We start from the raw sequence: 22451 nt of genomic DNA, 5'->3' as shown, positions 1-22451 counted from the left end.
TGCTACGAGAATGAGTAAGATTAAACTGGCTGATATCAGTACCACAGCTCCCAAAAAACTGGAAAAAGACAAGATCAAAGAACTGACAACCCAAATTAGAACAGAGCTGGATGAGTTACAAAACCTGCTCTTTGCTGAACATAAACATGCCATCCTCGTTGTACTACAGGGAATGGATGCCAGTGGCAAGGATGGTGCTATCCGCTCCGTAATGAGTACTATGAACCCTGAAGGTGTAGATGTAAAGGCATTTAAAGTACCTACCCAGGCAGAACTGGATCATGATTTTCTATGGCGTGTACATCAGCAGGTTCCATCCAAAGGTATGATTATGGTATTTAATCGTTCCCATTATGAAGATGTGTTAGTGCAGCGGGTGCATAAATGGGTAGATGATAAAACCATCCAAAAGCGTATGAGTGCCATCAATGATTTTGAAAGATTGCTGACAGTGCATGGCAATACGACCATCCTGAAATTTTACCTGCATGTATCTCCCGAGGAGCAGGCTATACGGCTGCAGGAGCGGACTTCCAATCCTAAAAAGATGTGGAAATACAATAAGGGAGACCTGGTAGAAGCAAAGCTCTGGAAGAAGTACAGGAAAGCCTATGAAGATGTATTTGAATGTTGTGATGAAGTACCCTGGATCATTGTACCTGCCGATGATAACTGGTATAAGGAATACGTAGTGGCGAAAACGTTAAGGGATACGCTGTTGTCGCTGAAGATGAAGTACCCTGCGCTAAATGATTAATGTATTATCTTGGACCTGCAAATTTGTTCGCGTCACCAAAAAAAGTTGTTATATGGGATTCTTTAAAGAATTTAGAGATTTTATCAGCAAAGGAAATGTAGTTGACCTCGCAGTCGGTGTGATCATCGGTGCTGCCTTCGGAAAAATTGTATCTGCACTGGTTGATAACATCTTTATGCCGATCCTGGGTATCCTGACGGGTAAAGTAGATTTCAAAGAAAAATACTGGTTACTGAACGACAGTAAGGGGACGAGCTTTGAATCGCTTGCCAAGGCAAAGGAAGCCGGTGCCCCCATATTATCTTATGGCCTCTTTATCCAGGCAGTCATTGAATTCCTTGTTATCGCTTTCTGCATCTTCCTGCTGGTGAAAGGGATCAATGCCCTCACTAAGAAGAAAGAAGAAGCTCCGGCTGCGCCACCAGCGCCTACTGCACAGGAGAAGTTGCTGATGGAAATCAGGGATGAACTGAAAAAAAGATAATTACTCATATAAGTAGAAGCAAGGGGCTGCCATTGGCGCCCCCTTGTAGCATGTTATAGAGTTTTTTATTTTTGCGGCCTGAGAACAATTTAATTCAAGGCGGTTCGTAAGCTGCTGTACAGGTCTCACTGTCTGCTGACCCCCGCATTTAAACCACAATTTGTAATGAGAAGATCCTTTTTGACGGTCATTTTACTGGTATGTACAGTTGGTATCCTGCATGCACAGGAAGACTGGATGAAAACCTCCCGCGAAGAAGCCAGCGGAAAAATTAAAAAAGATGCAACTGACACTACAAATAAAGTGTGGAAAAAAGGAGGCACTTTTAACCTGAACGTAAACCAGGGAACATTGTCCAACTGGGCCGCGGGTGGCGATAAATTTTCTTTCTCTGTTGCTTCTACGCTGAATGCCTTTGCCTTTTACAAAAAAGGTAAACATAGCTGGGACAATGTGCTGAACCTTGCCTACGGTTATGTAAATACTACCAGTCTTGGTGGCCGTAAGAGCGATGACCTGATCTCCATTACATCCAAATATGGTTATGACATTGGTAAGCACTTTTACGTGTCAGGTCTGGTTGATCTTCGTACACAGTTTTCTGATGGTTACCTGTATACAGATACCTCCAAAACCCTGTCATCCAGGTTTTTCTCACCAGCTTACCTGATCCTTTCTCCGGGTATTGACTATAAGCCCAATGACCAGTTTTCTGTGTTCTTCTCTCCTATTACGGGTCGTTATGTATTCGTGATGGACAATTACCTGGCATCCCAGGCCGCATTTGGCGTAGATACCGGCAAGCATGTAAAATCTGAGTTTGGTGCTTACCTGACTATCAATACCGTACAGACACTGGCAAAAGGTATCGTATATAAAGGCAGGTTAGACCTTTACTCCAATTATCGGAACAATCCACAGAATGTGGACCTTTATATGACGAACTCACTCAACCTGGCAGTGAACAAACATATTTCTGCCGTGATATCAGTAGACCTGATCTATGATGATGACGTGAAGTCCTTTGTGAATCCCAAAACAGGTGTATTGGGACCCCGGCTGCAGGTCAAAGAGGTGATCGGCGTCGGTTTCTCGGCAAAGTTTTAAGCGGGAATTTTTTCCTATTTTTGAATGATCCCTTCACCCGGAATTTACCCGGCGAAGGGATCAATAATATTATGGCCGACAACTCATACAAGATAAAACTCCCCCAGTTCGAGGGGCCTTTTGACCTGCTGCTCTTCTTTATTGAGCGGGACGAACTGGATATCTACAATATACCCATCACCACTATTACCAACGATTTCCTGGATTATATTCACCACCTGGAATCGCTCAACATCGAGCTGGCCAGCGAATTCATCCTTTTCGTATCTACCCTGATGCGTATTAAGGCCAAGATGCTGCTGCCCCGTAAAGAGCTGGATGAGCAGGGAGTGGAAATAGACCCGCGCCAGGAGTTGATTGATAAAATCCTGGAATACAAACGCTTCAAACAGGCAGCTGCCGAGCTGGCCGAAAAAGAGGCAGACAGGATGCTGATGATCAAAAGAGGGAATATTGCCCGGGAGTTGTCTACTATCGGTGAAATAACCAGCGAGGGCACTGAGATCCAGACCCTTACCCTCTTCAAACTCACCCAGACTTTCGAAAAGGTGATGCAGCGGGTAAAACAACGGGACAACAAGCCCCAGCACGTCGTATATAAATATGACTACACCATGGAAGGCTCCCGCCAGTACATGATAGAACTGGCTCAAAGGGAGAAAACGCTGGCATTCGAAAAGATCTTCGATCATTGCCAGGACAGGGTGCACGCTATTTTCCTCTTCCTGGGGATGCTGGAACTGGTGCAGATGAAATATATGACCATTATGGTGGGTGAAGGCCGGAATAATTTTATCATCGATTTTATAGAACCTGAAGACCGCGAACTGGACGTAGCGGGTGTACTGGAACTGGAATGAGTGACAAAAAAGAACATATCGAAATCGTTTCTCTACCGGCTTATGCGCAGGCAGACAGCAACTTTGTTGCTTCCAGCATCTGTGAGCTGAAAGAGAGCTTTTTTGCCACTAACGGGAAACCCCATCGCCACGACTTCTATACAATCTATTGGATCAAGGAGGGGCATATTGAGCCTACCATTGATGCAGTAACGTACGAAGTAAATAAGAATACCCTTTATTTCCTGGCCCCCGGCCAGGTACATACGATGACCTTCAGCGAAAAGATAGAAGGCTATATGATCGCTTTCCAGGATGCATTTATGTGTCTGAAAGACCAGGCAGCTTCGCTGATGGGTATCAATTCCTCCCTCTTTTTCAATAATCAGTTCAGCACGGTGATCACCCTGCAACCCGAGCAGGAAAGGGATTTTGAGATGCTGGTTCAGCTCATGAGAAAAGAAGTGAAGGACCAGGAGCCAGGTTTTGATACAGCTTTGCATGGGCTGCTGCGGTACTTCCTGGTACTGGCCTCCCGTATCAAAGGCAGCAGTATGATAGCTACTCCCGATCAGCATGCTTCGCACAACAGCTCCCTGTTTTTACAATTCAAGAACCTCATCGAAGAGAAATATACCACCCTGAAAACGGTATCTGACTATGCAGGATTGATGCATGTGAAACCTGTATTGCTGAATGAGATCAGCAAGCAGCAGTCAGGTATTACCGCCGGAGAACATATCCGCAACCGGGTGATCCTGGAAGCGCAGCGTTATTTATATAATACCGACCTGTCAGCAAAAGAGATTGCATATAAGTTAGGTTTTGAAGACCCGCATTACTTTAGCCGCTTTTTTAAGAAATATACCGGTCAGACCCCTTCTGAATTCAAAGATACCGGGAAACTTGCCATTTGATAATCAATTAGTTAGTTGGTTGGAGTAAAAAAGTCCACCACTTTCCTCTTTTTATCCATTTCGAATAGTTGTTGCAACGATTAATTTTACATCATCAAACAACGAACAAGGCAATTAATCCTTTAGATATTAAAAAACATTCAAAAAAACTAAAACTCTTATTTTATGGCAATCTGGAAAATTGATCAATCTCATAGTGATGTAGAATTCAAGATTAAGCACCTGATGATCACTAACGTAACTGGTTATTTTACTAAATACGATGCTACTGTAGAAAGCAGCAACGACGATTTCAGCGATGCTAAGATCTCTTTCGAGGCTGATATAGCTGGCATCACTACCAAGAATGAGCAACGTGACCAGCACCTGCAGGCAGAAGATTTCTTCCATGCAGCGCAATATCCTAAACTGACTTTCGTATCTACCGGTGTAAAGAAAGTAGACGACGAGAATTATAAAGTAACTGGTGACCTGACTATGCGTGGTGTGACCAAACCAGTAGAACTGGCTGTAGAATTCAGCGGTATTGTAAAGGATCCATATGGACAAACAAAGGCTGGCTTTGAAGTAAAAGGTAAAATCGCGAGAAAAGAGTATGGCATTACTTTCAACGGTACTACCGACAATGGTGGTCTGCTGTTAGGTGAAGAAGTGAAACTGCTGGCGGGTGTGCAATTGGTAAAACAAGGCTAATCAGGAATAGTGGAAGATTTCTGGCAATCCGGACTGGTATAAAGGAACATTAGATCGGAACAGGCAATAATACAAATCGAAGCGTGCAGGGTGCATTTGTGATCTTTGGAGCAATAACTTTTTAAGGATAGATTGCCAGAAATAGTGAGTAGCCGTCCCAATCGGGGCGGCTTTTTTTTATTCTGCGTATGTAGAGAAAAATCTACGTGAGTGCGGGGTTGGGAAGAACAAAAGAAGTAGTAATTTAGAGATCCCTTCAAATACATTATTTAATCTACACAAAACACTGAATCATGAAGAGAAATGCTTCTGCTAACTGGCAAGGTACAGGCAAGGATGGGAAAGGAACAGTTACTACACAGTCTGCTGTACTGAACGGCACCCCTTATTCATACAAGAGCCGTTTTGAAGATGGCAACGGTACTAACCCTGAAGAACTGATTGCAGCTGCGCATGCGGGCTGTTTTACAATGAAATTGAGCTTCCTTATTTCAGGTGCGGGTTTCACACCTGGGAACCTGGATACGAAGGCGACAGTAACGCTGGAGAATGGTGCAGTAACGGGTAGTCACCTGGAGTTGAAAGCAACCGTACCGGGTTTGGATGCAGCGAAGTTTGCAGAACTGGCAGAAGAGGCGAGAACGAATTGTCCTATTTCGAAGTTGTTGAATACGGAAATTACGCTGGATGCAAGCTTAGTATAAATTACCTGCGGATTCACATCATTTCGGCTCTGCCGAAATGATATGAATCCGCTCCCAAACAGGGGTAGCAGAAAGGCAATTTGTTAAAAAACAAATTGCCTTTTTCTATTGATAAAAAGGTTTGTACCTTAGAAATGTGTTATAAACAGGACTTGTTTACGCAAGGCAATCATGATTGATCAGCTATTTTTTTCACAGCAAAATCAATACATATGGAAGTTTCAGCACAAACATCAGAGCTCGAACAGATTCAGGACTGGAAGGTAGAAGTAAATAGTGTCAGAGATACCGTCCGGTCAATGCAAAATCGTCTGGAATTGCTATCCAGCAAGAAATCAGACGAAGACTCTCTGGCCCAGATTGAGCATTTTCAAAATCAGTTCATCCGTCAGTTAGAGGTATCGGATGAGATGTTCCACGACTTAAAGCAATGCGCTAAAAAGATCTCCAACAATGGTCAGCTCGCTGTACTACACGACGACCGCCCCGTGGATGACTGCGCCACAATGGAAGATCGCATGCAAACATTCAGAAAGCTATATAATGAGTTGCAGGAAGAATTCAATGCATTCTCCGCTTTTTCATAACCTTGCTGGTAAAAAATAGAATTATATTTCTATGATGACTGTCTCACTAACTGCATAACCCGTGCAGGTAAGCAGGTAGCCCTGTGCCATCTCTTTTTCAGTGAGCACTTCATTCAATGCCATCCATATTGTTCCCTGGGTACAACGGGCTGTGCAGGAACCACAAACCCCTCCCTTGCAGCTGTATGGCAGTGTAATGCCCTGAGCTAAAGCTTCGGACAATATATTCTTGTTGCCCGGTAGTTTTAGCTCATAGCTTTCACCGCCTTTTTTGATCAGTACTGTTTTGAGGGTACTGTCTGTTGGTGTACCAATGCGTGCCAGCTGGGGCGCTGTATCCACTATAAAGTTTTCCTTGTGCAGCTGCTGTTTGCTATAACCCATGAAGGTGAGTGTAAGCAGCGCCATACGCATGTATTCAGGTGGCCCGCACACGAAGAATTGTGCGAGCGAGGAATTGTATTTTAATTGCTCTTTTACCAATGGTTCCAGCAAACCGTTGCTGAGCCGGCGAACGATACCTTCGGCACTGAAGAGGTAAATGATGTGGAGTTGTTCAGCATATTGCTCCTGCAGGGACTGCAGTTGTTGGTGAAAGATCGTTTGCTCCTGTGTCGGACTGCTATAGACCAGTTTGATATGTGCCTGGGTGTGATAATGCAGGATGTATTTGAGCAGGGAAAAAAGCGGGGTGATACCACTGCCGGCGCCAAATAAAAAGACATCGAAAGGGCTTCCGGGAATTTCATCCAGCGTAAACCTGCCGGAGGGTTGCAGGGTGGTGATGATGTCTCCCACTTTCCAGTGATCATGGATGTGGCGGGAGATCTCTCCATTCTCCTTACGACGGATAGTAACAGCAGGGGCAGGGTCTATACCGGGTGCAGAGCTGAAAGAGTAAGAACGACGATATTCTACACCATGCAATTCGATAAGAAAGGTCAGGAACTGACCAGCCTCATAGACTACCGGTTCTCCATTCACAGGCTGAAACCTGTATGTAAAGGTATCGGCCGTTTCCTTTATGATAGCAGTGATCTGAAGTTGTAAATGCATATAGACAAAAATAAAAAAAACGCCTTGGTCACAGACCAAAGCGCTTTTTTATTCAGGAGGAGATGATAATCATATAGACGTTACAGTCACCTTGTCTTTGAGCATTTCTCTTACTGTAGCAGCGATGCCTGCTGCATCAAATCCACACTCACGGTGCAGCTCTTCAGGCTTGCCATGCTCAATGATACGATCAGGTATACCCAGGCGTTTTACTTTTGCAGTATACCCGTGGTCTACCATGAATTCCAGTACAGCACTACCAAAACCACCGTTGATCGCATGGTCTTCCACAGTAATTACTTTATCGAACTGGCTGAATATTTCATGCAGCATTTCTTCATCGAGTGGCTTCACAAAGCGCATATCGTAATGAGCAGGTTGCAAATCATCTGCCAGCAGGTTTTTGCAGGCTTCAGTCACAAAGTTACCTACATGCCCCAGGGAGAGGATGGCGATATCTTTACCGTTCCGCAGTTTGCGACCGGTACCTACTTTAATTTCTTTGAAAGGCTGACGCCACTCAGGCATTACACCCTGCCCTCTCGGATAGCGGATCACGAAAGGCTGTTGTTGGGTTGGCAGCTGGGAGGTGTACATAAGGTTGCGCAGTTCCTCTTCATTCATGGGTGAGCTGATCACCACGTTTGGAACGCAACGCATGTAAGCGATGTCGTAAGCACCGTGGTGAGTAGGGCCATCTTCACCTACCAGCCCGGCGCGGTCCAGGCAGAATACTACAGGGAGTTTCTGGATGGCTACGTCATGCAGTGCCTGATCGTACGCACGCTGGAAGAAGGAAGAGTAGATAGTACAGAACACCCGCATACCCTGTGTAGCCAGACCGGCAGAGAGGGTAACGGCATGTTGCTCACAGATGCCCACGTCGAAGGCGCGGTCCGGCATTTGTTCCATCATGTATTTGAGGGAGGAGCCGGAAGGCATGGCAGGTGTAATACCCATGATGGTATTATTCTGCTCTGCGAGTTCTATAATGGTATGCCCAAACACATCCTGGTATTTAGGAGGTTGTGGCTTATCGGGTACTTTTTTGAAGATTTCACCTGTGATTTTGTCGAACAGGCCTGGCGCGTGCCAGGTAGTCTGGTCCTTTTCTGCCAGGGCATATCCTTTCCCTTTGGTGGTAACGATATGGAGCAGTTTAGGGCCGGGAATATCTTTCAGGTCCTGCAGGGTATCTACCAGTTTGATGATATTATGCCCGTCTATAGGACCGAAGTAACGGAGTTTCAAAGATTCAAAGAGGTTGCTGGAGCCGGATACCACGCCTTTGATACCAGCTTCCAGTTTGGATGCCATATCGCGGGTAAAGCGCTTGCCTACAGGGAGTTTACCCAACAGGTTCCATACATCGTCGCGAAACTTGTTGTAGGTAGGCGAAGTGGTAATGTCGGTCAGGTATTCTTTGAGTGCGCCCACGTTCGGGTCGATGGACATGCAGTTATCGTTGAGGATAAAGAGCACATTTGCATTGGCTACGCCTGCGTGGTTGAGGGCTTCGAAGGCCATACCAGCAGTCATAGCACCATCGCCGATCACAGCAATATGCTGGCGGTCGGTTTCTCCTTTGAATTTGGAGGCGATGGCCATACCCAGGGCTGCGGAGAGGGAGGTAGAGGAGTGACCTACGCCAAAGGTGTCGTAGGGGCTTTCATCTCTTTTGGGGAAACCACTGATACCGTGGTACTTGCGGTTGGTATGGAACACATCCCTTCTGCCGGTAAGGATTTTGTGTCCATATGCCTGGTGACCTACATCCCATACCAGCTGATCATAGGGGGTATTGAATACATAGTGCAGGGCTACTGAAAGTTCTACTACTCCCAGGCTGGCCGCAAAGTGGCCACCATGCACACTTACCACGTCAATAATGAACTGGCGGAGTTCTTCACTAACCTCATGCAGCTGTTCTTTACTTAGCTTCCGCAAATCAGCAGGGGTTTGGATGTTGCCCAACAATGGGCCCGGCGTAATGTTCATATCTGTTGGATGCAGGATTTTAATACACAAAAGTACGATAAATAATGTGTGTATGCACTTAGCAATTCATTTGCCAATAATCAGCACATACAACCATTTGGCCTTGTAGAATTCCGTACATCTGCACCTGTTGCTGTATACCACTGGCTAATGGTATTTTTGAAAGAGAAGGTATCAGCTGAGCTATTTTTGAAATGTAGCAGTTGTTTATTAATTTCAAATAGATGTTTAAACGAATATCAAAATATTGGTGGTGTCAGATAGCTGGATGGGCTGCTTATTTTGTCGTAAATATATTCTTCGCCTATTCTTACCAGGGAAGTATAGACAGGTCCTACACTATCAACCTGCTGCTCATTATATTTTTTGGCCTGGTGGCCACCCATTTACTCCGGAGCATTCTGCAGCGTATTAACTGGTTCCAGTACAGCTTTGAGAGCCAGATGCTGTTATTCTTTGGATTGACGGTAGGTGCCGGGGTCATTATATATGTTGGTAATATTGCTGTGGGCAATTTATTTCGTGATCTGGGCCAGCAGCGGGCATTTACCGACCTGAAAACGGTCAATTTCCTCTTACCTATCTTCCTGATCACGGCTATCTGGTGGCTCATTTATTTTGTGTGGCACTATATAGACCGAAGCAGGAATACACAGGTAGATAAGTTGAAGCTGGAAAGTACGGTGAAGGAGCTGGAATTGAAAACGATCAAGTCACAGCTGAATCCACATTTTATCTTTAACGCGCTGAACAGTATCAGGGCACTGGTAGATGAAAACCCGCAAAGGGCAAGAACTGCCATCACTGAGTTGTCAAACATACTCCGGAGCTCCATGCAGGTGGAAAAAGCGGAGACGGTGAGCCTGGAAAATGAGCTGAGCATCGTGAAAGATTACCTGGCGCTGGAGACCATCCGGTTCGAAGAAAGGTTGAAAGTGGAGTATGATATTGATCCTGAAACGCTGGAATTGCCCATTCCACCAATGATGTTGCAAACGCTGGTGGAAAATGCAATCAAGCATGGGATATCCAGGATTATCACGGGTGGAACGGTGCTGATAGCATCTCATGTAAACAATATGCAGCATGAGATAACGATTGAGAATACGGGACAACTGTCTGCATCAGGTCCGGGATTTGGATTTGGGATACAGAGTACGAGACAAAGGTTGAGTATGCTGTTTGGCAGCAGGGCGTCTTTCAATATTTATAATAAAGACGGCGAGATGGTAGAGGTGAAGGTAGTGATGCCGTTGGTGTAGGAGGTGTGAGACAAGGCCCCGCCGGGGCGGAAAAAAAGTTGTACACGTTCTGCCGAAGGCTGAAAAGTGGATCTGGCAGCAAATTGAATAAAATTCTTAGATTTATAGTAACGCGCAGCGATCAAAACAAGCAACTGCTCATGAAAAAAGCTTTAATTATTGACGATGAAAGATTAGCCAGGAGTGAGCTCAAAAAGCTGCTGGCAGACCATCCTGAAATTGTGGTGGTAGGAGAAGCGGTAAATGCAAAAGATGGCCTGGACAAGATTGAAACCCTGCATCCGGACCTCCTGTTCCTGGATATCCAGATGCCTGACAAAACAGGTTTTGACTTACTGGCTGAGCTCGAGAAAGCTCCCCAGGTAATATTCACCACAGCATACGACGAGCATGCGCTGAAAGCATTTGAGTATAACGCCCTGGACTACCTGCTGAAGCCGGTAGAGCCCAAAAGGCTGGCCGATGCCATACACAAACTGCATCAGCAGGAAGAAAAGGAAAGACAGGCCGAAGTAGGTGCGATCAGAACTATTCTCTCTGAAAACGACCAGGTATTTGTAAAAGACGGGGATCGCTGCTGGTTTGTGAAGCTGCAGGAAATTCGCCTTTTTGAAAGTGTGGGCAACTATGCACGGGTGTATTTTGAAACCAACAAACCATTGATCCTGAAGTCATTGAATGCGTTGGAAGAGCGTTTGGACGAAAGAACTTTTTTCCGTGCCAACCGGAAGCACATTGTGAATCTGCGGATGATAGAAAAAATAGATACTTACTTCAATGGCGGTTTACTGCTGGAAATGCGTGGGGGAGAAAAGATAGAGGTGAGCAGAAGGCAGGCAGTGAAGTTTAAGGAGATGATGAGTCTCTAAGCAACGTACAGGTTTAAAACTTAGAAATACAACAAAAAGTCCCCTCTCCGGAGGGGACTTTAATTTTTTTAGTTGTAGGAACTATTATCTTAATACAGGTGCTGCGTGTACAGCATCTGCAATTTCCTTGATTAAAGAAGCGTCTTTCTCAATAGCATTTCCGACTACGATGATGTCGGCGCCAGCCTTACAGTTCAGATAGGCTTTTTCGGCATCCCGGATACCACCGCCCACAATGATAGGGGCGCTCACCTGGCTGGCCACACGGGCAATCATACTTTCAGTAATGGGTTCCCGCGCGCCGCTGCCGGCGTCCATATAGACTACTTTGAGGCCCAGCATTTCGCCGGCGATGGCGGTACACATGGCAATGTCGTCTTTGTCTGCAGGAATGGGAGTCGTGTTACTGATGTAGGATACGGTTGTAGGTGCTCCTCCATCTATGACCATGTAACCTGTCGAGATCACTTCGAGTCCGCTCTTTTTCACTGCGGGTGCAGAGATGACGTGCTGACCAATGAGTAATTCCGGATTACGGCCTGAGATTAAGGATAAATATAACAGTGCATCTGCATAGCGGGAAACCTGGGAAGGGCTTCCGGGAAACAAAACTACTGGTATATCACAGTTGGATTTCAACTGCTGTACACACTCGTCTAGATGAGAGGTAATCACAAGGCTCCCTCCAAGAAAGATATAGTCAACCTTTGCCGCTGTACATTTAGCGGCCAGGTCAGCTGCTCCTGCTGGAGTTACCTTATCCGGATCAATCAGTACTGCAAAGGATTTGATTCCTTTTGCCTTCCTGTCGATGAAAGAATTGTATATTTTATTGTGCATCAAAATAGCATTGTTCCGGTTGTCGCAAAAGTATAAATTTTTTGGTAATAAGTCACAGTCTTAGAGAAATATGCATGGGAGCTATTTTCTATTCAAACCTGCGTGGTTTTGACCCCTCTCCAATTTTACAGTCTGCAATCTTTGGGCCATTCACATAGGTGTAACGGATTAAGCAGCTAAAAAGTTATTTTTTATCATATAAAATAAAAAAATATTTTTTGAGCGATAGATACGAGCAAATTACAAAAAAGTTGAGTCAGTTAACAGGATGGCTATGCCAGTTTGGGCTGAAACTCAATGGCAGAGGCCCTTTGCACTGGATTTACAAATGTAAATATCCTGCTGTCAGGCAGTGCCTGAAAACCATCTACCGGCCTCATTCTCAGGACTTAGCGTACAGGGCCTTTGTTAATGATTTGTTATTGTGCCCGGAAAATTTTAAAGAAAAATAACATGACCTTACATTTGTATTCAAATAGGGTTTTCATAGGATAGTAACAAATTGAGGGCGCCTTTCCAGGTGCCCTTACTATTTTCTCTAAGGTCTGTTTTTACCTATTTTAAGATCTTCTTCCACATAAATTTTCAGGTAACCCCTTGTCGTTCAAAGGCATAATTATCACTCCCAATATAGGTTTTTTGTCTGTTAGTTCGCGCTACACATATCTCTCTGGTAAATTGTCCGGCGATTTGTATATGATCGCAGTTGTAGTGAGGATTCCCTCTCAGTTGGCATTTCAATTATATTCGTAAAAAGCCTCATTTTGGATTTACCATAAATCCATTATTTTTTTATACGTTTTTTTAAGATTGATCTAATAAATTGAAGTATTTCAAATATTTATGGAGATATTACCATTACTGTATATATTTATTATATTTGTTATTGTATTAATTTTATTATGGTTACTGTCCTATGAAAAACCAATTAATTCCTACAGGCGTGAATCTTCATGCAATGTAAAATGACTCTCGAAAGCAATGGTTTATCCATTGCTTTTGTTTTTTTAGCGGGATTTTTCCCCTGCTGGAAGATGAAATAAGCAACCTCAGGTAAAAACAGTTTCCATTTTTTGACCGGGATTTTGTATTTTTAGACTTACAAATATTTTACACTATGAAAAAGCTGCTGTTCCTGCTGTTGGTCGGTTGTGCCACAGTATCATCAGCAAGCGCCATTAGCGGAAAGAGGAAACCGGACAATACCTGGAACGAGGAAAGGAAGAAAGATAAGGAGGGCGAAAAGGGGGAAAAGGAAAAGGAAAAATGTAAATCTGCTAACTGCGATAATTCTGATAAAGCTACCACCGTAACAAAAACTGCACGTGCTACCCGCGTGGAGGAGTACGTATGGATGTTACCAAAGGATCAGGATGGTGATAAGATGTATGAGGAGGATCTGAAGAAAGGCATAGTGGATTTATATAAATGGTACCTGCAGAATGGTTCCCGTATCAATACAAACGATATGAAGGCGATAGCCGAAGAACCTGCATTTCCGTTTAAAGTAGATGCGAAAACGTTACAACAGTACTTTCAGTTTATTAAGAATAATTTCCCTGGTCTGAGCGAAGATGATCTGACAGATGGTACGCCTAAGAAGGCCCCTGTGGCCAGTCATAAAAAATATGCGCCTGTGAGCACCAGGGATGATATGGAGAGCCAAATTTCCATTCCAGTTGTTAAATAACAAAATGTCTGCCTTGCCATAATGCATTTGGAGTTTAGTTACAATAAGGAGGAGGTATTGAATGCATTGCGCTATCATTTCCTGCAGCGAGGAGAAATCAAAGTTTTCAAAAACACGCTTTTTATACTGCTGGTGTTTACCTTGTGTGGGTTTGCTTATCAGCTGGTGACGGTTGGCGCCCTGTTGGGGATTCTTGGTATGTCTGTGGTGATCGGGTTAGTGTTTTGGTATATGCTGCCGGTGTCAATTTATAATAATGCGGCGACTTTTCAGGATGATATCCGGTTGAATTATTCTGAGGAAGGGATTGTGATTACGACGAAGAATAGTGATGTGGAGAAGGAGTTGTCATGGCATGTGTTTACACAGGTGGTGAAGGCAAAGAATTTTTTCTTTTTATATAAGGGGAAGAAGGATTTCTTTTTGGTACCGACGAGTGCGTTTAAGACGGAGTTGGAACAGCGGGAGTTTGAAAGGCTAGCGAAAAATAATATTAGTTAATAGCAAAAAAATCGGGCAGTCCTCTGGACTGCCCGATTTTTTTGCGCGGAAGCGCACTTCAAAAACGACAAACGGTTATAAGGCGAAATTGTGGAATACGGCAAGGTGTAGAATGTGGGTCATGGAGTTATTTCCACTTGCAGGCTGTACAAAATGATTCATGTAGCCAGCTTCCACTTTCAGATTCGGTTTCAATGCATACCCCTGGGCTATTAAAAAACGATTCTGATCTACAAACTTATCATTGATCTCACTGTTGAATACATTCATGAAAAACTCATTCTGCAGGGCAAAATAGAATGGGGTGGTTTTCTCCGCCTTCCTGATAGGGAACTGTGTACGGTTGAAATAGCGTAAACGATGCCCGTATTTCCAGTATTGCACATCCTTTGCCACCGCCGTCTTCTGCCCTACCCAGCGTTCCTCAAACCGCACGCGATGCGTCATATTGAAAGCCCTTGTATTATTCTTGTAAATGAACTGCTGATAAATGCGGTGCTCAGGAAAATACTGATCCGCCCCATCGCTGTAGGTGGTAATAAAAGCATACCCCAGCAAATAACTGGCATTCTTCCCGGGCGTATACTGTAAACCGGCCCTGTTCAGTATCTGCCCCCTGCTACTGATCCCATCCCGTATCCTGGCCTGAAAATCGTATGCAATCGCCCATTTCTGGCTTATTTGTGCAGTGCCAAAGTATGTATACCAATGGCTATAACCCTGGGTAAGTTCCTGTGCGGAAAGTTGTAGACCGCCCATAAGCAGGCATAGTGCCAGCAGGCAAATTTTTGTGCGCATATATTAATTCACATAATAGGTTGAACAGTAAAAATAATAAAAAAAGCCGGCCCGCTTAAGAGCAGGCCGGCAGGGTTTTATGAGTGATAGTTGTATTAGTAAGTGATCCACCAGTTCTTAGTCCCCTTGTTATCTCCACCAATCGCACTACCGGCAGCCGCGTAGTTCGTACTGTTGGAATTGGACTCTACAATAGGATAGGTAAGCCTGTAAGGTACCAGGGTTACATTTTGATCCAGTGATCCGGATACCGGTGCAATAAATAATGCTGCACCACCAGGTTTTGCAAAGTTCAGGCGGATTCTTTCAAACCATGCCTGGAACCCCTGGGGGTACAGCGACAGCCATTTCTGGGTACCAATTACATTCTTCCAGTCACCACTTGAGTAAGGTACCTGTGCCAGGTATTCATCCACACCGTCAGTCACACCCCAGTACTCCATAGAAGCACGAACGCCTGCCTCATAATAAGTGCCTGCATCATTCCCTACAGAATACCCCCTGGCCGCTGCTTCTGCCAGCGTAAAGGCTACTTCTGAATAAGTCATCAGTATGGCCTTCATATCTGCCCCATAAATCTTTGTACCGGGATAAGAGGCTGATGTAGGGCGGCTGGGTTCAGTGGTGCTCATACCATAAGGCATACCATAAATGGTATCGTGTGTCAACCCGGCTACCGGTCTTGCATAGATGCTCAGTCTTGGGTCATTGATACTCCTCATGTAATCAACCAGTGTAGTTGATACGTAAAAGTCAGTAATTGCCCTGTTGGTTTCATCCATTGGATACCTGTTTGGATCAGCGCCCAGGTAGGCAAATTCTGCATTGTCACTGTTGCTGGTCATCGCACCCTGGTAGTTGGCTTCTATCAGGCTCTTTGATTTTGCATTGTCTGCATCTGCCATACGGATAGCGAGGCGCAGCATCAGTGAATGGCCCAATGTCTGCCATTTGGCAACATCGCCACCAAAGATCACATCTGCTTCGTCGAAGGTAGGCTGAGATGCATCCAGTGCATTGATATTCGCTGTCAGTGTATCTGAGAGCTGCGCATAAATGGTTTTGGCGTCGTCATAGACGGGTGTTACATATTGTGTCACATTCAACGCCTGTGTATATGGTACATTCACATAAGTATCTGTCAGGATCTGGGTGATCCATACTTTCAGAATACCTGCAATCGCATTCTGATTCTGCGCTGCAGGATTGTTCCCTTTGGCCGTGTTCAGCGAGCGGATCAGCTCCAGGTTGTGCAGGGCTGCATAGAGTGTAGTCCACAGTGTACCGTTGTTGGTTTCATCGAGTGAATACTGGCTGTCTGCCACTCTTGTATTGCCAGACCAGAACTGTGCGTAGTGCATACCGATGTAGCCATTCTGTAATGTACTGTACAATATGTCCATTACACTTTTTTCTGCACCAGTGAGCAGATAAGGTGGTTCTGTCGTCGTTGGTTTGGTTGGATCGTGATTGATGCTGTCCAGCTTTTTACATCCGGTCATGATCAGTGCCACGAAAGCAAACAGGCAACTATATTTTATGATACGGTTAAGCATTTTGCGTCACTTTTTAGAATGAAACATTGAGGTTAACACCAAAGGAGCGGATAGATGGTAATGCACCACCTTCTATACCCACAATGTTGGAATTGGAGTTGAGAATATTAGACGGGTCTACGTTTGGTGCATTGGTATGCATCAGCCATAAGTTACGGCCATACAAAGACAGTCTTGCACTCTGCGCATGGATACGTTTATACCATGATTCAGGAATATTGTATCCTAGTTTCACTTCTCGCAGGTAGATATAACTCGCGTCGTACAGGTTCGCTTTACTCAGCGTTTTGTTTTCGTTGTTTACGAAGTATGTATTTGCATCCAGCACTACATCGTTGGGTGTGCCGTCTTCCTTCACACCTTTTGCGATGATACCTGTTTCACGTACATTGTTTGCAGCGGTTATATCCAGCAGACCAGAGATCTTGCCATACATGTTTGTATAAGAGAAGAAGTTACCACCATGCTGAAAGTCGATCAGCGCAGAGAGGTAGATGCCTTTGTAAGAGAAGGTATTGTTCACACCACCTGTGTAATCAGGATAGGCGTACCCGATAGGTTTGATATCAGAGATCAGGTAGTTGCCATCATCGCCAACTATACGCTCTCCTTTGTCATTGTACACATAGTCAGTACCCATCAGTGTACCCAGTGGCTGACCCACCAGGCCTACTACTGATACTCTTGTGGTACGACGGTCGGTACCGATTGTGAGCTGTGTCAGTGAAGTATTGTACTGGTCGATATCCATATTCAACACTTTGTTCTTATTGCGTGCAATATTCGCTACAATGTCCCAGCGGAAACCATTCTTCAGGCGGATCGGGTTCAGTGACAGCGATGCTTCAATACCTTTGTTCTGCACACTACCACCATTTACATACGTAGTGGTGTAACCGGTAGCCGGAGATACTGTCAGCGGCATGATCTGGTTTTTGGTCGTTCTCTGGTAGTAAGTGAAATCCACGCCCACGCGATCGTCGAGGAACTTCAGGGCGATACCTGTTTCATATTCCTGTGTACGCTCAGGTTTCAGGTCCATGTTGTATTTGGTAGGATAAGCCTGTGTGATTGGATTGCTGCCGAATCCGGCTACGAACTGGTAGGTATCGTATATCTGGTATGGATCAGTATCGCTACCTACAGCAGACGCACTCGCACGTAATTTACCGAAGGTCAGCCATTTCCACTGCTTCAGCAGATCGGAGAATACAAAGGAAGCTGATGCCGATGGATACACATATGGATTGTTTTCACTCAGCAGTGCAGAGCTCCAATCCGCACGACCTGTCAGATCCAGGAACAGGAAGTTCTTATAAGAGAGTGATGCGGTTGCAAATCCTGAGTTGATTTGTTTCTCATAGAATTCATCATATGGAGTAGCAGTAGTCACAGAGTTGTTCAGGTTGTACACCAGTGGCAATATCAGGCCACCATTGGTAGCACCACCTGTTACCGTCCATTTACGATGCATAATGTTACCACCTACCAGGCCATTCAGTTTGAAGTTCTTTCCAAGATCGAACTTCATATTTGCAGTCAACTGGTAGTTCATTTCTCTCGCTGTTGGCAAACGCTTGATATAACCACCAATGAAATAATCTTTGGCAGTGCGTTCTTCCTGCAATGCATTGTAGTTGTCCATGAACACACGGCCACTGATGGTTAACCATTTTGTAGCTTCGTAATCGAGCCCTGCATTACCAAAGATGCGGTTGCGGCTATCTGTCTCATAATCCATATAGCGGTTCCAATATGGACCATTGCTGGAGGCAGGAGAAGGATTATCCCATGAAGTACGGTTCCAGGTGATCTGTGAACCATCTGCATATTTATATCTCTTTTCCATATCGATGTTCAGCTGGCGCTGACCATACATAGTGAACTGCAAGGTTGGGTTAGGGCCTGTGAAACCTGTACCCGGTCTGCCTTTCGCAGCAAACGCAGTATAGTTTACAGAAGCTACAGCTTTCAGTCCTTTCGCAATTTCATACCCCCCGTTGAACGATACATTGTTCCTGTTCATACTTGCATTTGGCAGTACGAACACCTGGTTCATATTACCATAAGAAAGGCGGAAATAACCTTTATCATTATTGCCGGCCATAGCAATATTGTTGGTGATGGTATACCCCGTTCTGTAGAAATCCTTCACGTTATTAGGCTGTGCTACCCATGGCGTAGTCTGACCGAAGTAAGGATTGCCTTTGTCTTTATCGAATGAATAATAGGGGCGCACGAGCTGTCCTTCCAGTTTTGGACCCCATGATTCATCTGCTTTATAGATAGGCATCAGGTCATATCTTCCTAATCCGTCACCATCGTCATATGTAGCACTGGCCTCACTTAAGAAAGCTTCGGGATGTTCATTGTAATAGAGTTTATCAAACTTTCCACCACTACCACCACCATATTCATTTTGATAATGAGGTAGTATAGATACCTGGTCTGCCTGTGCATTGAGACTATAAGTTACACCAATACCACCGCCCACATCAGGACGTTTTTTGGTAGTGATGAGCATCACACCATTTGCCCCACGGCTACCGTACAATGCAGTGGCAGCGGCACCTTTCAGTATTGAGATGTTGTCGATATCTTCCGGGTTTACGTCCTGCAGAGAGGAACCATAGTCATAACCACCACCACCATTCAGCTGTCCTGCCTGGTTGTTGTTGTTATTTACGAATGGAGTTCCGTCCACTACAATGAATGCGTTGTTATCACCTAAAATGGATTTCACACCACGAATAGTGATTTTGTTGGAACCACCCATGGAACCTGTATTGGAGGAGATTTGCAGACCGGGTACTTTACCTTGCAGTGCATTCACGAAGTTCACTTCTTTTGCTTCCTGCACAGCGCTACCACCTACATCTTCTATTGCATAACCAACTGCTCTTGTATTACGCTGAATACCGAGTGCAGTGACTACAACTTCCTGCAATTGTTTTTTACTGGTTGAGGTTGCCGTGAGTGTTACTGGCAGCGAATCCCTGCTGGTAAGGGGTATGGACTGATCACCAAATGTAGGTGCCGAGATTTTGATGGTATCTTTCAGAGAAGCCTTGATAGAAAAGGTACCATCTTCTTTGGCTGCAACACCTTGTTTTGTGCTCAGGTTTATGATGCCCGCACCGGGAATAGGCTGGCCTCCCGGCTGTTTTACCACACCACGCAATGTGAACTGACCGGTTTCTTTCTTCAGTGTATTACTATCTGAAGGCAGGATCAATGCAGATGTATCAGAAGATTTTTTCTTTGAGCTGTCACCGGCAGCAGTGGCCGGTTTGGTGGTATCCTTGCGGGTACTGTCTTTCGCCTGACTGTTAGGTGTGATCACAGCAGCAGCGGGTTTGGTAGTGTCCGTTTTGGTGCTGTCTTTCGCCTGATTATTAGGTGTGATCACAACAGGTGAAGCGGAAGGCTTCACAGTAGTGTCTTTTTGTTGCTGTACTGCTGTTGCAGCAGTATACGTCGGGTATGGCCGGTTAACGTTTGCGCTTGCTCTGTTGGGTCCTATAGTACAGTAAATAGCAAAGCACAGCCATAACCAGGTTAGTACATGGCTTCTCATTGTTATATTACAAGATTTGGTTTAAAATTTTTTCGAAACAGGTTTCCGTTATTTCCTGTCTACAATACTTAATTCCTTCTGCTCAATTATAATACAATCGAAATCACCGGTACAATGAACCAGTTGAGGATTATTTCTTGAAGATGCCTGTAAAATGCATCTACATTGTTGGCTTATAGGTGTGAGAATACAACACCTGTGTATAGCATTACTGTGCCCCTCACCCGCGGTGAAGCACCCTTTAAATAATTATTCCTGCGCAGCACTACTTTACAGCTCATTCGGGTCCAGAACGCTGTATATCAAACACCTTGCCAACGGCAGGCGCAGGAATTGTGCAGTAGCAGGTTATTCGTGTTGTTTGAAGTAGTCGGCAATAATCTTATCTACTGACTTTACAGTGAGCAGATCATCCTGTATGTTCAATGCATTGGGGTGTGTATCTGCACAGATTATTTTTTTAATGATACCGCTTTTCTTAATCTTCTCAAATCCGCCACCGGCAAATATTCCATGAGTGGTGATCACGGAAATGGATTTTGCACCAGCATCCAGGTAGGATTGTGCTGCATGTATGAGCGAGCCGCCGGTGCGAATCATATCATCATAGATGATTACATTTTTATTTTCTACTTCTGCATTAATACCGGTGATTTGTGTGGTTTCGCCAGAGATACGTTTTTTAAATACAAAGGCTGCTTCCACATTCAGATCATTGGCAAGTGATTCTACCCACTTTGCTCTGCCTGCATCGGTACTGGCCAATACGAAGGGTTCACCGCCACCTAATTCCATCGCTGCTTCTTTGACAAGGTCTTTTCCATATAGGTGTACGGGTCTTACACCACTCTCAAAGTAGTAAGTGATACCATCCACATGCAGGTCCATAAGCACTACTTTGTTCCCACTATTAGTAGCGGGCAGGGCAGAAAAGAGTAATGCCCGGGTTTTGGCTTTAACGATCTCGCCGGATTTAACGGCTCTTTCCATGGTGGAATAGCCAAAGAAGGGGATGACAAGGTTCAGGGCGAGGGCATCCAATTGGATACAGCCATGGGCAATATCGAACAGTTCCAGGGTTTCCTTATCGTCAATGGTACCTCCCAGCACTATGACCTCTTTGCCGTGTACCTGGCTTCGGATACGGTGATAATGCTCCCCGTCCGGAAAGTCACGGATTTCCAGTTTACCTTCCTCCCAGTGAGGCGCCAGCGCCAGTATACGGTCTTTAAGGTACTGGTAGCGCTGTGTTGCAAAAATGATCTTCTGAGGCATAGAGTTTGGAATATATGAGGGTTAAAAGTAATTATTTATAAATTAATGGTATGTTTAACAGCCATTAACCCCGATTTTTGAACATTAATCTCTATTTTTAACGTTTCATTTGCGAGGGGAAATTTATTTTTGAGCGATGCCTAGACGAATTAAAACGCTTCCCGTTTGGCTTGGAGCACTATTTTTTGGCCTGTTTTTCTGTCTGCAGCACGTAAGTGCGCAGGTCAGAGTGTCGGGTCTGATTACAGATATTGATAATAGACAGGGAATTCCAAATGTAAGTATCATTAACAAAAAAACACGGAACGGTGCATTAGGAAGTGAGAGCGGACGGTTTGAAATTGACGCCATGCCGGGTGATACCCTGGAGTTTTCCATGTTAACGTATGAAAAGAAATTTGTAGCAGTGCCTTCTTCTTCTATGTTCATTAATGTTTATATGACTAAGAGGGTGATTATGATAGATAGGGTGGATGTACGCGGACGAAACTATGTGAAGGATTCGGCGGCCACCAGGCAGGAATATGCGAAGTATTTTGGATATAAAAAGCCGGGAGCGATGGATGTGTTGAAGACATTACCCTCGCACCCGATTACAGCGCTGACGTACCTGGTGCCCAGTAAGCAGCGAAAGCGGAATGAACACTTTAAGGAGCAGTTGGTGTATTGGGAGAAGGAAAAGTATATAGATAACAGGTATAGTCCGGAACTGGTGGAGAAGATGACGCATTTGAATGGGGCGGAGTTGGATAGTTTTATGATGAGGTATAGGCCGGGGTACCAGTTTATGCAGGATGCGACGGAGTATGATCTGATGGTGTATATTAAGAGTAGTTTTGCACAGTATCAGAAGGATAAGGCAGCGGGGACGTTGCCACCGGCGAAGAAAGAAGACGAACAGGAATAAATAATTAATACAAACAAAAAGAGCTTTCACCTTC

The 22451-nt window shown here is 44.7% G+C and carries 20 protein-coding genes; 13 read left to right on the top strand and 7 right to left on the bottom strand.

The window, feature by feature from the left end:
* Positions 1-10: 10 nt before the first annotated feature.
* From ABDW16_RS09080 to ABDW16_RS09045, 8 genes are all read left to right on the top strand, one after another.
* Entirely contained in the window at positions 11-757 is a 747-nt protein-coding gene (locus tag ABDW16_RS09080; RefSeq protein WP_343669182.1) for a PPK2 family polyphosphate kinase, read from the top strand.
* A gap of 52 nt (positions 758-809) precedes the next feature.
* Complete coding sequence (gene mscL, locus ABDW16_RS09075; protein WP_343669180.1) at positions 810-1241, top strand: large conductance mechanosensitive channel protein MscL; 432 nt, start codon at positions 810-812, stop codon at positions 1239-1241.
* Positions 1242-1406: 165 nt separating this feature from the next.
* Positions 1407-2348, top strand: a complete 942-nt coding sequence (locus ABDW16_RS09070; protein WP_343669178.1) for a DUF3078 domain-containing protein — start codon at positions 1407-1409, stop codon at positions 2346-2348.
* A gap of 20 nt (positions 2349-2368) precedes the next feature.
* Entirely contained in the window at positions 2369-3208 is an 840-nt protein-coding gene (locus ABDW16_RS09065) for a segregation/condensation protein A (protein WP_343669177.1), read from the top strand.
* On the top strand, positions 3205-4104 hold the full coding sequence (locus ABDW16_RS09060; RefSeq protein WP_343669175.1) for a helix-turn-helix domain-containing protein: 900 nt from the start codon (positions 3205-3207) through the stop codon (positions 4102-4104). The genes ABDW16_RS09065 and ABDW16_RS09060 overlap by 4 nt, the downstream gene beginning before the upstream one ends.
* 165 nt (positions 4105-4269) lie before the next feature.
* A complete protein-coding gene (locus ABDW16_RS09055) occupies positions 4270-4797 on the top strand; it encodes a YceI family protein (protein ID WP_343669174.1) in 528 nt (175 codons plus the stop codon).
* Positions 4798-5090: 293 nt separating this feature from the next.
* Positions 5091-5501 (top strand): OsmC family protein, encoded by a 411-nt coding sequence (locus ABDW16_RS09050; protein WP_343669173.1) that lies wholly within the window; start codon positions 5091-5093, stop codon positions 5499-5501.
* Positions 5502-5713: 212 nt separating this feature from the next.
* Entirely contained in the window at positions 5714-6088 is a 375-nt protein-coding gene (locus ABDW16_RS09045) for a hypothetical protein (protein WP_343669172.1), read from the top strand.
* Positions 6089-6109: 21 nt separating this feature from the next.
* Here the strand turns inward: ABDW16_RS09045 and ABDW16_RS09040 are convergent, their stop codons facing one another.
* Positions 6110-7144 carry an iron-sulfur cluster-binding domain-containing protein gene (locus tag ABDW16_RS09040; protein WP_343669171.1) on the bottom strand — a complete coding sequence of 345 codons (1035 nt, stop codon included), beginning with the start codon at positions 7142-7144 and terminating at the stop codon, positions 6110-6112.
* Positions 7145-7213: 69 nt separating this feature from the next.
* On the bottom strand, positions 7214-9142 hold the full coding sequence (gene dxs, locus ABDW16_RS09035; RefSeq protein ID WP_343669169.1) for a 1-deoxy-D-xylulose-5-phosphate synthase: 1929 nt from the start codon (positions 9140-9142) through the stop codon (positions 7214-7216).
* 224 nt (positions 9143-9366) lie between these two features.
* Between dxs and ABDW16_RS09030 the strand changes: the two genes are divergently transcribed.
* Positions 9367-10404, top strand: coding sequence for a histidine kinase (locus tag ABDW16_RS09030; protein WP_343669167.1), 1038 nt, complete (start codon positions 9367-9369; stop codon positions 10402-10404).
* 140 nt (positions 10405-10544) lie between these two features.
* Entirely contained in the window at positions 10545-11273 is a 729-nt protein-coding gene (locus ABDW16_RS09025; protein WP_072358358.1) for a LytTR family transcriptional regulator DNA-binding domain-containing protein, read from the top strand.
* An 84-nt stretch (positions 11274-11357) separates the two neighbouring features.
* On the opposite strand, the gene ABDW16_RS09020 is transcribed toward ABDW16_RS09025, so the two are convergent.
* Positions 11358-12113 (bottom strand): geranylgeranylglyceryl/heptaprenylglyceryl phosphate synthase, encoded by a 756-nt coding sequence (locus ABDW16_RS09020; RefSeq protein WP_343669166.1) that lies wholly within the window; start codon positions 12111-12113, stop codon positions 11358-11360.
* Between the two features lie 1117 nt (positions 12114-13230).
* On the opposite strand from ABDW16_RS09020, the gene ABDW16_RS09015 reads away from it, so the two are divergent.
* A complete protein-coding gene (locus tag ABDW16_RS09015; RefSeq protein WP_343669164.1) occupies positions 13231-13803 on the top strand; it encodes a hypothetical protein in 573 nt (190 codons plus the stop codon).
* A 21-nt stretch (positions 13804-13824) separates the two neighbouring features.
* Positions 13825-14304, top strand: a complete 480-nt coding sequence (locus ABDW16_RS09010; protein ID WP_343669162.1) for a YcxB family protein — start codon at positions 13825-13827, stop codon at positions 14302-14304.
* Between the two features lie 75 nt (positions 14305-14379).
* Here the strand turns inward: ABDW16_RS09010 and ABDW16_RS09005 are convergent, their stop codons facing one another.
* The 4 genes from ABDW16_RS09005 to prs form a co-directional block, all read right to left on the bottom strand.
* Positions 14380-15102 carry a DUF2490 domain-containing protein gene (locus ABDW16_RS09005; RefSeq protein WP_343669160.1) on the bottom strand — a complete coding sequence of 241 codons (723 nt, stop codon included), beginning with the start codon at positions 15100-15102 and terminating at the stop codon, positions 14380-14382.
* A gap of 95 nt (positions 15103-15197) precedes the next feature.
* Entirely contained in the window at positions 15198-16658 is a 1461-nt protein-coding gene (locus tag ABDW16_RS09000) for a SusD/RagB family nutrient-binding outer membrane lipoprotein (protein ID WP_343669159.1), read from the bottom strand.
* A 13-nt stretch (positions 16659-16671) separates the two neighbouring features.
* Complete coding sequence (locus tag ABDW16_RS08995; protein ID WP_343669158.1) at positions 16672-20235, bottom strand: SusC/RagA family TonB-linked outer membrane protein; 3564 nt, start codon at positions 20233-20235, stop codon at positions 16672-16674.
* Between the two features lie 348 nt (positions 20236-20583).
* The gene (gene prs, locus ABDW16_RS08990) at positions 20584-21510 is read right to left on the bottom strand and encodes a ribose-phosphate diphosphokinase (protein ID WP_343669157.1); all 927 of its coding nucleotides are present in this window, start codon (positions 21508-21510) and stop codon (positions 20584-20586) included.
* 136 nt (positions 21511-21646) lie between these two features.
* Between prs and ABDW16_RS08985 the strand changes: the two genes are divergently transcribed.
* Entirely contained in the window at positions 21647-22417 is a 771-nt protein-coding gene (locus tag ABDW16_RS08985) for a carboxypeptidase-like regulatory domain-containing protein (protein WP_343669156.1), read from the top strand.
* The last annotated feature ends 34 nt before the right edge of the window (positions 22418-22451 follow it).

This window comes from Chitinophaga sp., from assembly GCF_039596135.1.
Classification (GTDB): Bacteria; Bacteroidota; Bacteroidia; order Chitinophagales; family Chitinophagaceae; genus Chitinophaga.
Note: the sequence above shows the minus strand (reverse complement) of the source record. Positions and strands in the feature narration are given on the sequence as shown.

What these genes read in the sequence shown, in the direction of transcription:
- ABDW16_RS09080 (WP_343669182.1), top strand. Translation starts at nt 11, where the DNA reads ATGAGTAAGATTAAACTGGCTGATATCAGTACCACAGCTCCCAAAAAA.
- mscL (WP_343669180.1), top strand. Translation starts at nt 810, where the DNA reads ATGGGATTCTTTAAAGAATTTAGAGATTTTATCAGCAAAGGAAATGTA.
- ABDW16_RS09070 (WP_343669178.1), top strand. Translation starts at nt 1,407, where the DNA reads ATGAGAAGATCCTTTTTGACGGTCATTTTACTGGTATGTACAGTTGGT.
- ABDW16_RS09060 (WP_343669175.1), top strand. Translation starts at nt 3,205, where the DNA reads ATGAGTGACAAAAAAGAACATATCGAAATCGTTTCTCTACCGGCTTAT.
- ABDW16_RS09055 (WP_343669174.1), top strand. Translation starts at nt 4,270, where the DNA reads ATGGCAATCTGGAAAATTGATCAATCTCATAGTGATGTAGAATTCAAG.
- ABDW16_RS09050 (WP_343669173.1), top strand. Translation starts at nt 5,091, where the DNA reads ATGAAGAGAAATGCTTCTGCTAACTGGCAAGGTACAGGCAAGGATGGG.
- ABDW16_RS09045 (WP_343669172.1), top strand. Translation starts at nt 5,714, where the DNA reads ATGGAAGTTTCAGCACAAACATCAGAGCTCGAACAGATTCAGGACTGG.
- ABDW16_RS09040 (WP_343669171.1), bottom strand. Translation starts at nt 7,144, where the DNA reads ATGCATTTACAACTTCAGATCACTGCTATCATAAAGGAAACGGCCGAT.
- dxs (WP_343669169.1), bottom strand. Translation starts at nt 9,142, where the DNA reads ATGAACATTACGCCGGGCCCATTGTTGGGCAACATCCAAACCCCTGCT.
- ABDW16_RS09030 (WP_343669167.1), top strand. Translation starts at nt 9,367, where the DNA reads ATGTTTAAACGAATATCAAAATATTGGTGGTGTCAGATAGCTGGATGG.
- ABDW16_RS09025 (WP_072358358.1), top strand. Translation starts at nt 10,545, where the DNA reads ATGAAAAAAGCTTTAATTATTGACGATGAAAGATTAGCCAGGAGTGAG.
- ABDW16_RS09020 (WP_343669166.1), bottom strand. Translation starts at nt 12,113, where the DNA reads ATGCACAATAAAATATACAATTCTTTCATCGACAGGAAGGCAAAAGGA.
- ABDW16_RS09015 (WP_343669164.1), top strand. Translation starts at nt 13,231, where the DNA reads ATGAAAAAGCTGCTGTTCCTGCTGTTGGTCGGTTGTGCCACAGTATCA.
- ABDW16_RS09010 (WP_343669162.1), top strand. Translation starts at nt 13,825, where the DNA reads ATGCATTTGGAGTTTAGTTACAATAAGGAGGAGGTATTGAATGCATTG.
- ABDW16_RS09005 (WP_343669160.1), bottom strand. Translation starts at nt 15,102, where the DNA reads ATGCGCACAAAAATTTGCCTGCTGGCACTATGCCTGCTTATGGGCGGT.
- ABDW16_RS09000 (WP_343669159.1), bottom strand. Translation starts at nt 16,658, where the DNA reads ATGCTTAACCGTATCATAAAATATAGTTGCCTGTTTGCTTTCGTGGCA.
- ABDW16_RS08995 (WP_343669158.1), bottom strand. Translation starts at nt 20,235, where the DNA reads ATGAGAAGCCATGTACTAACCTGGTTATGGCTGTGCTTTGCTATTTAC.
- prs (WP_343669157.1), bottom strand. Translation starts at nt 21,510, where the DNA reads ATGCCTCAGAAGATCATTTTTGCAACACAGCGCTACCAGTACCTTAAA.
- ABDW16_RS08985 (WP_343669156.1), top strand. Translation starts at nt 21,647, where the DNA reads ATGCCTAGACGAATTAAAACGCTTCCCGTTTGGCTTGGAGCACTATTT.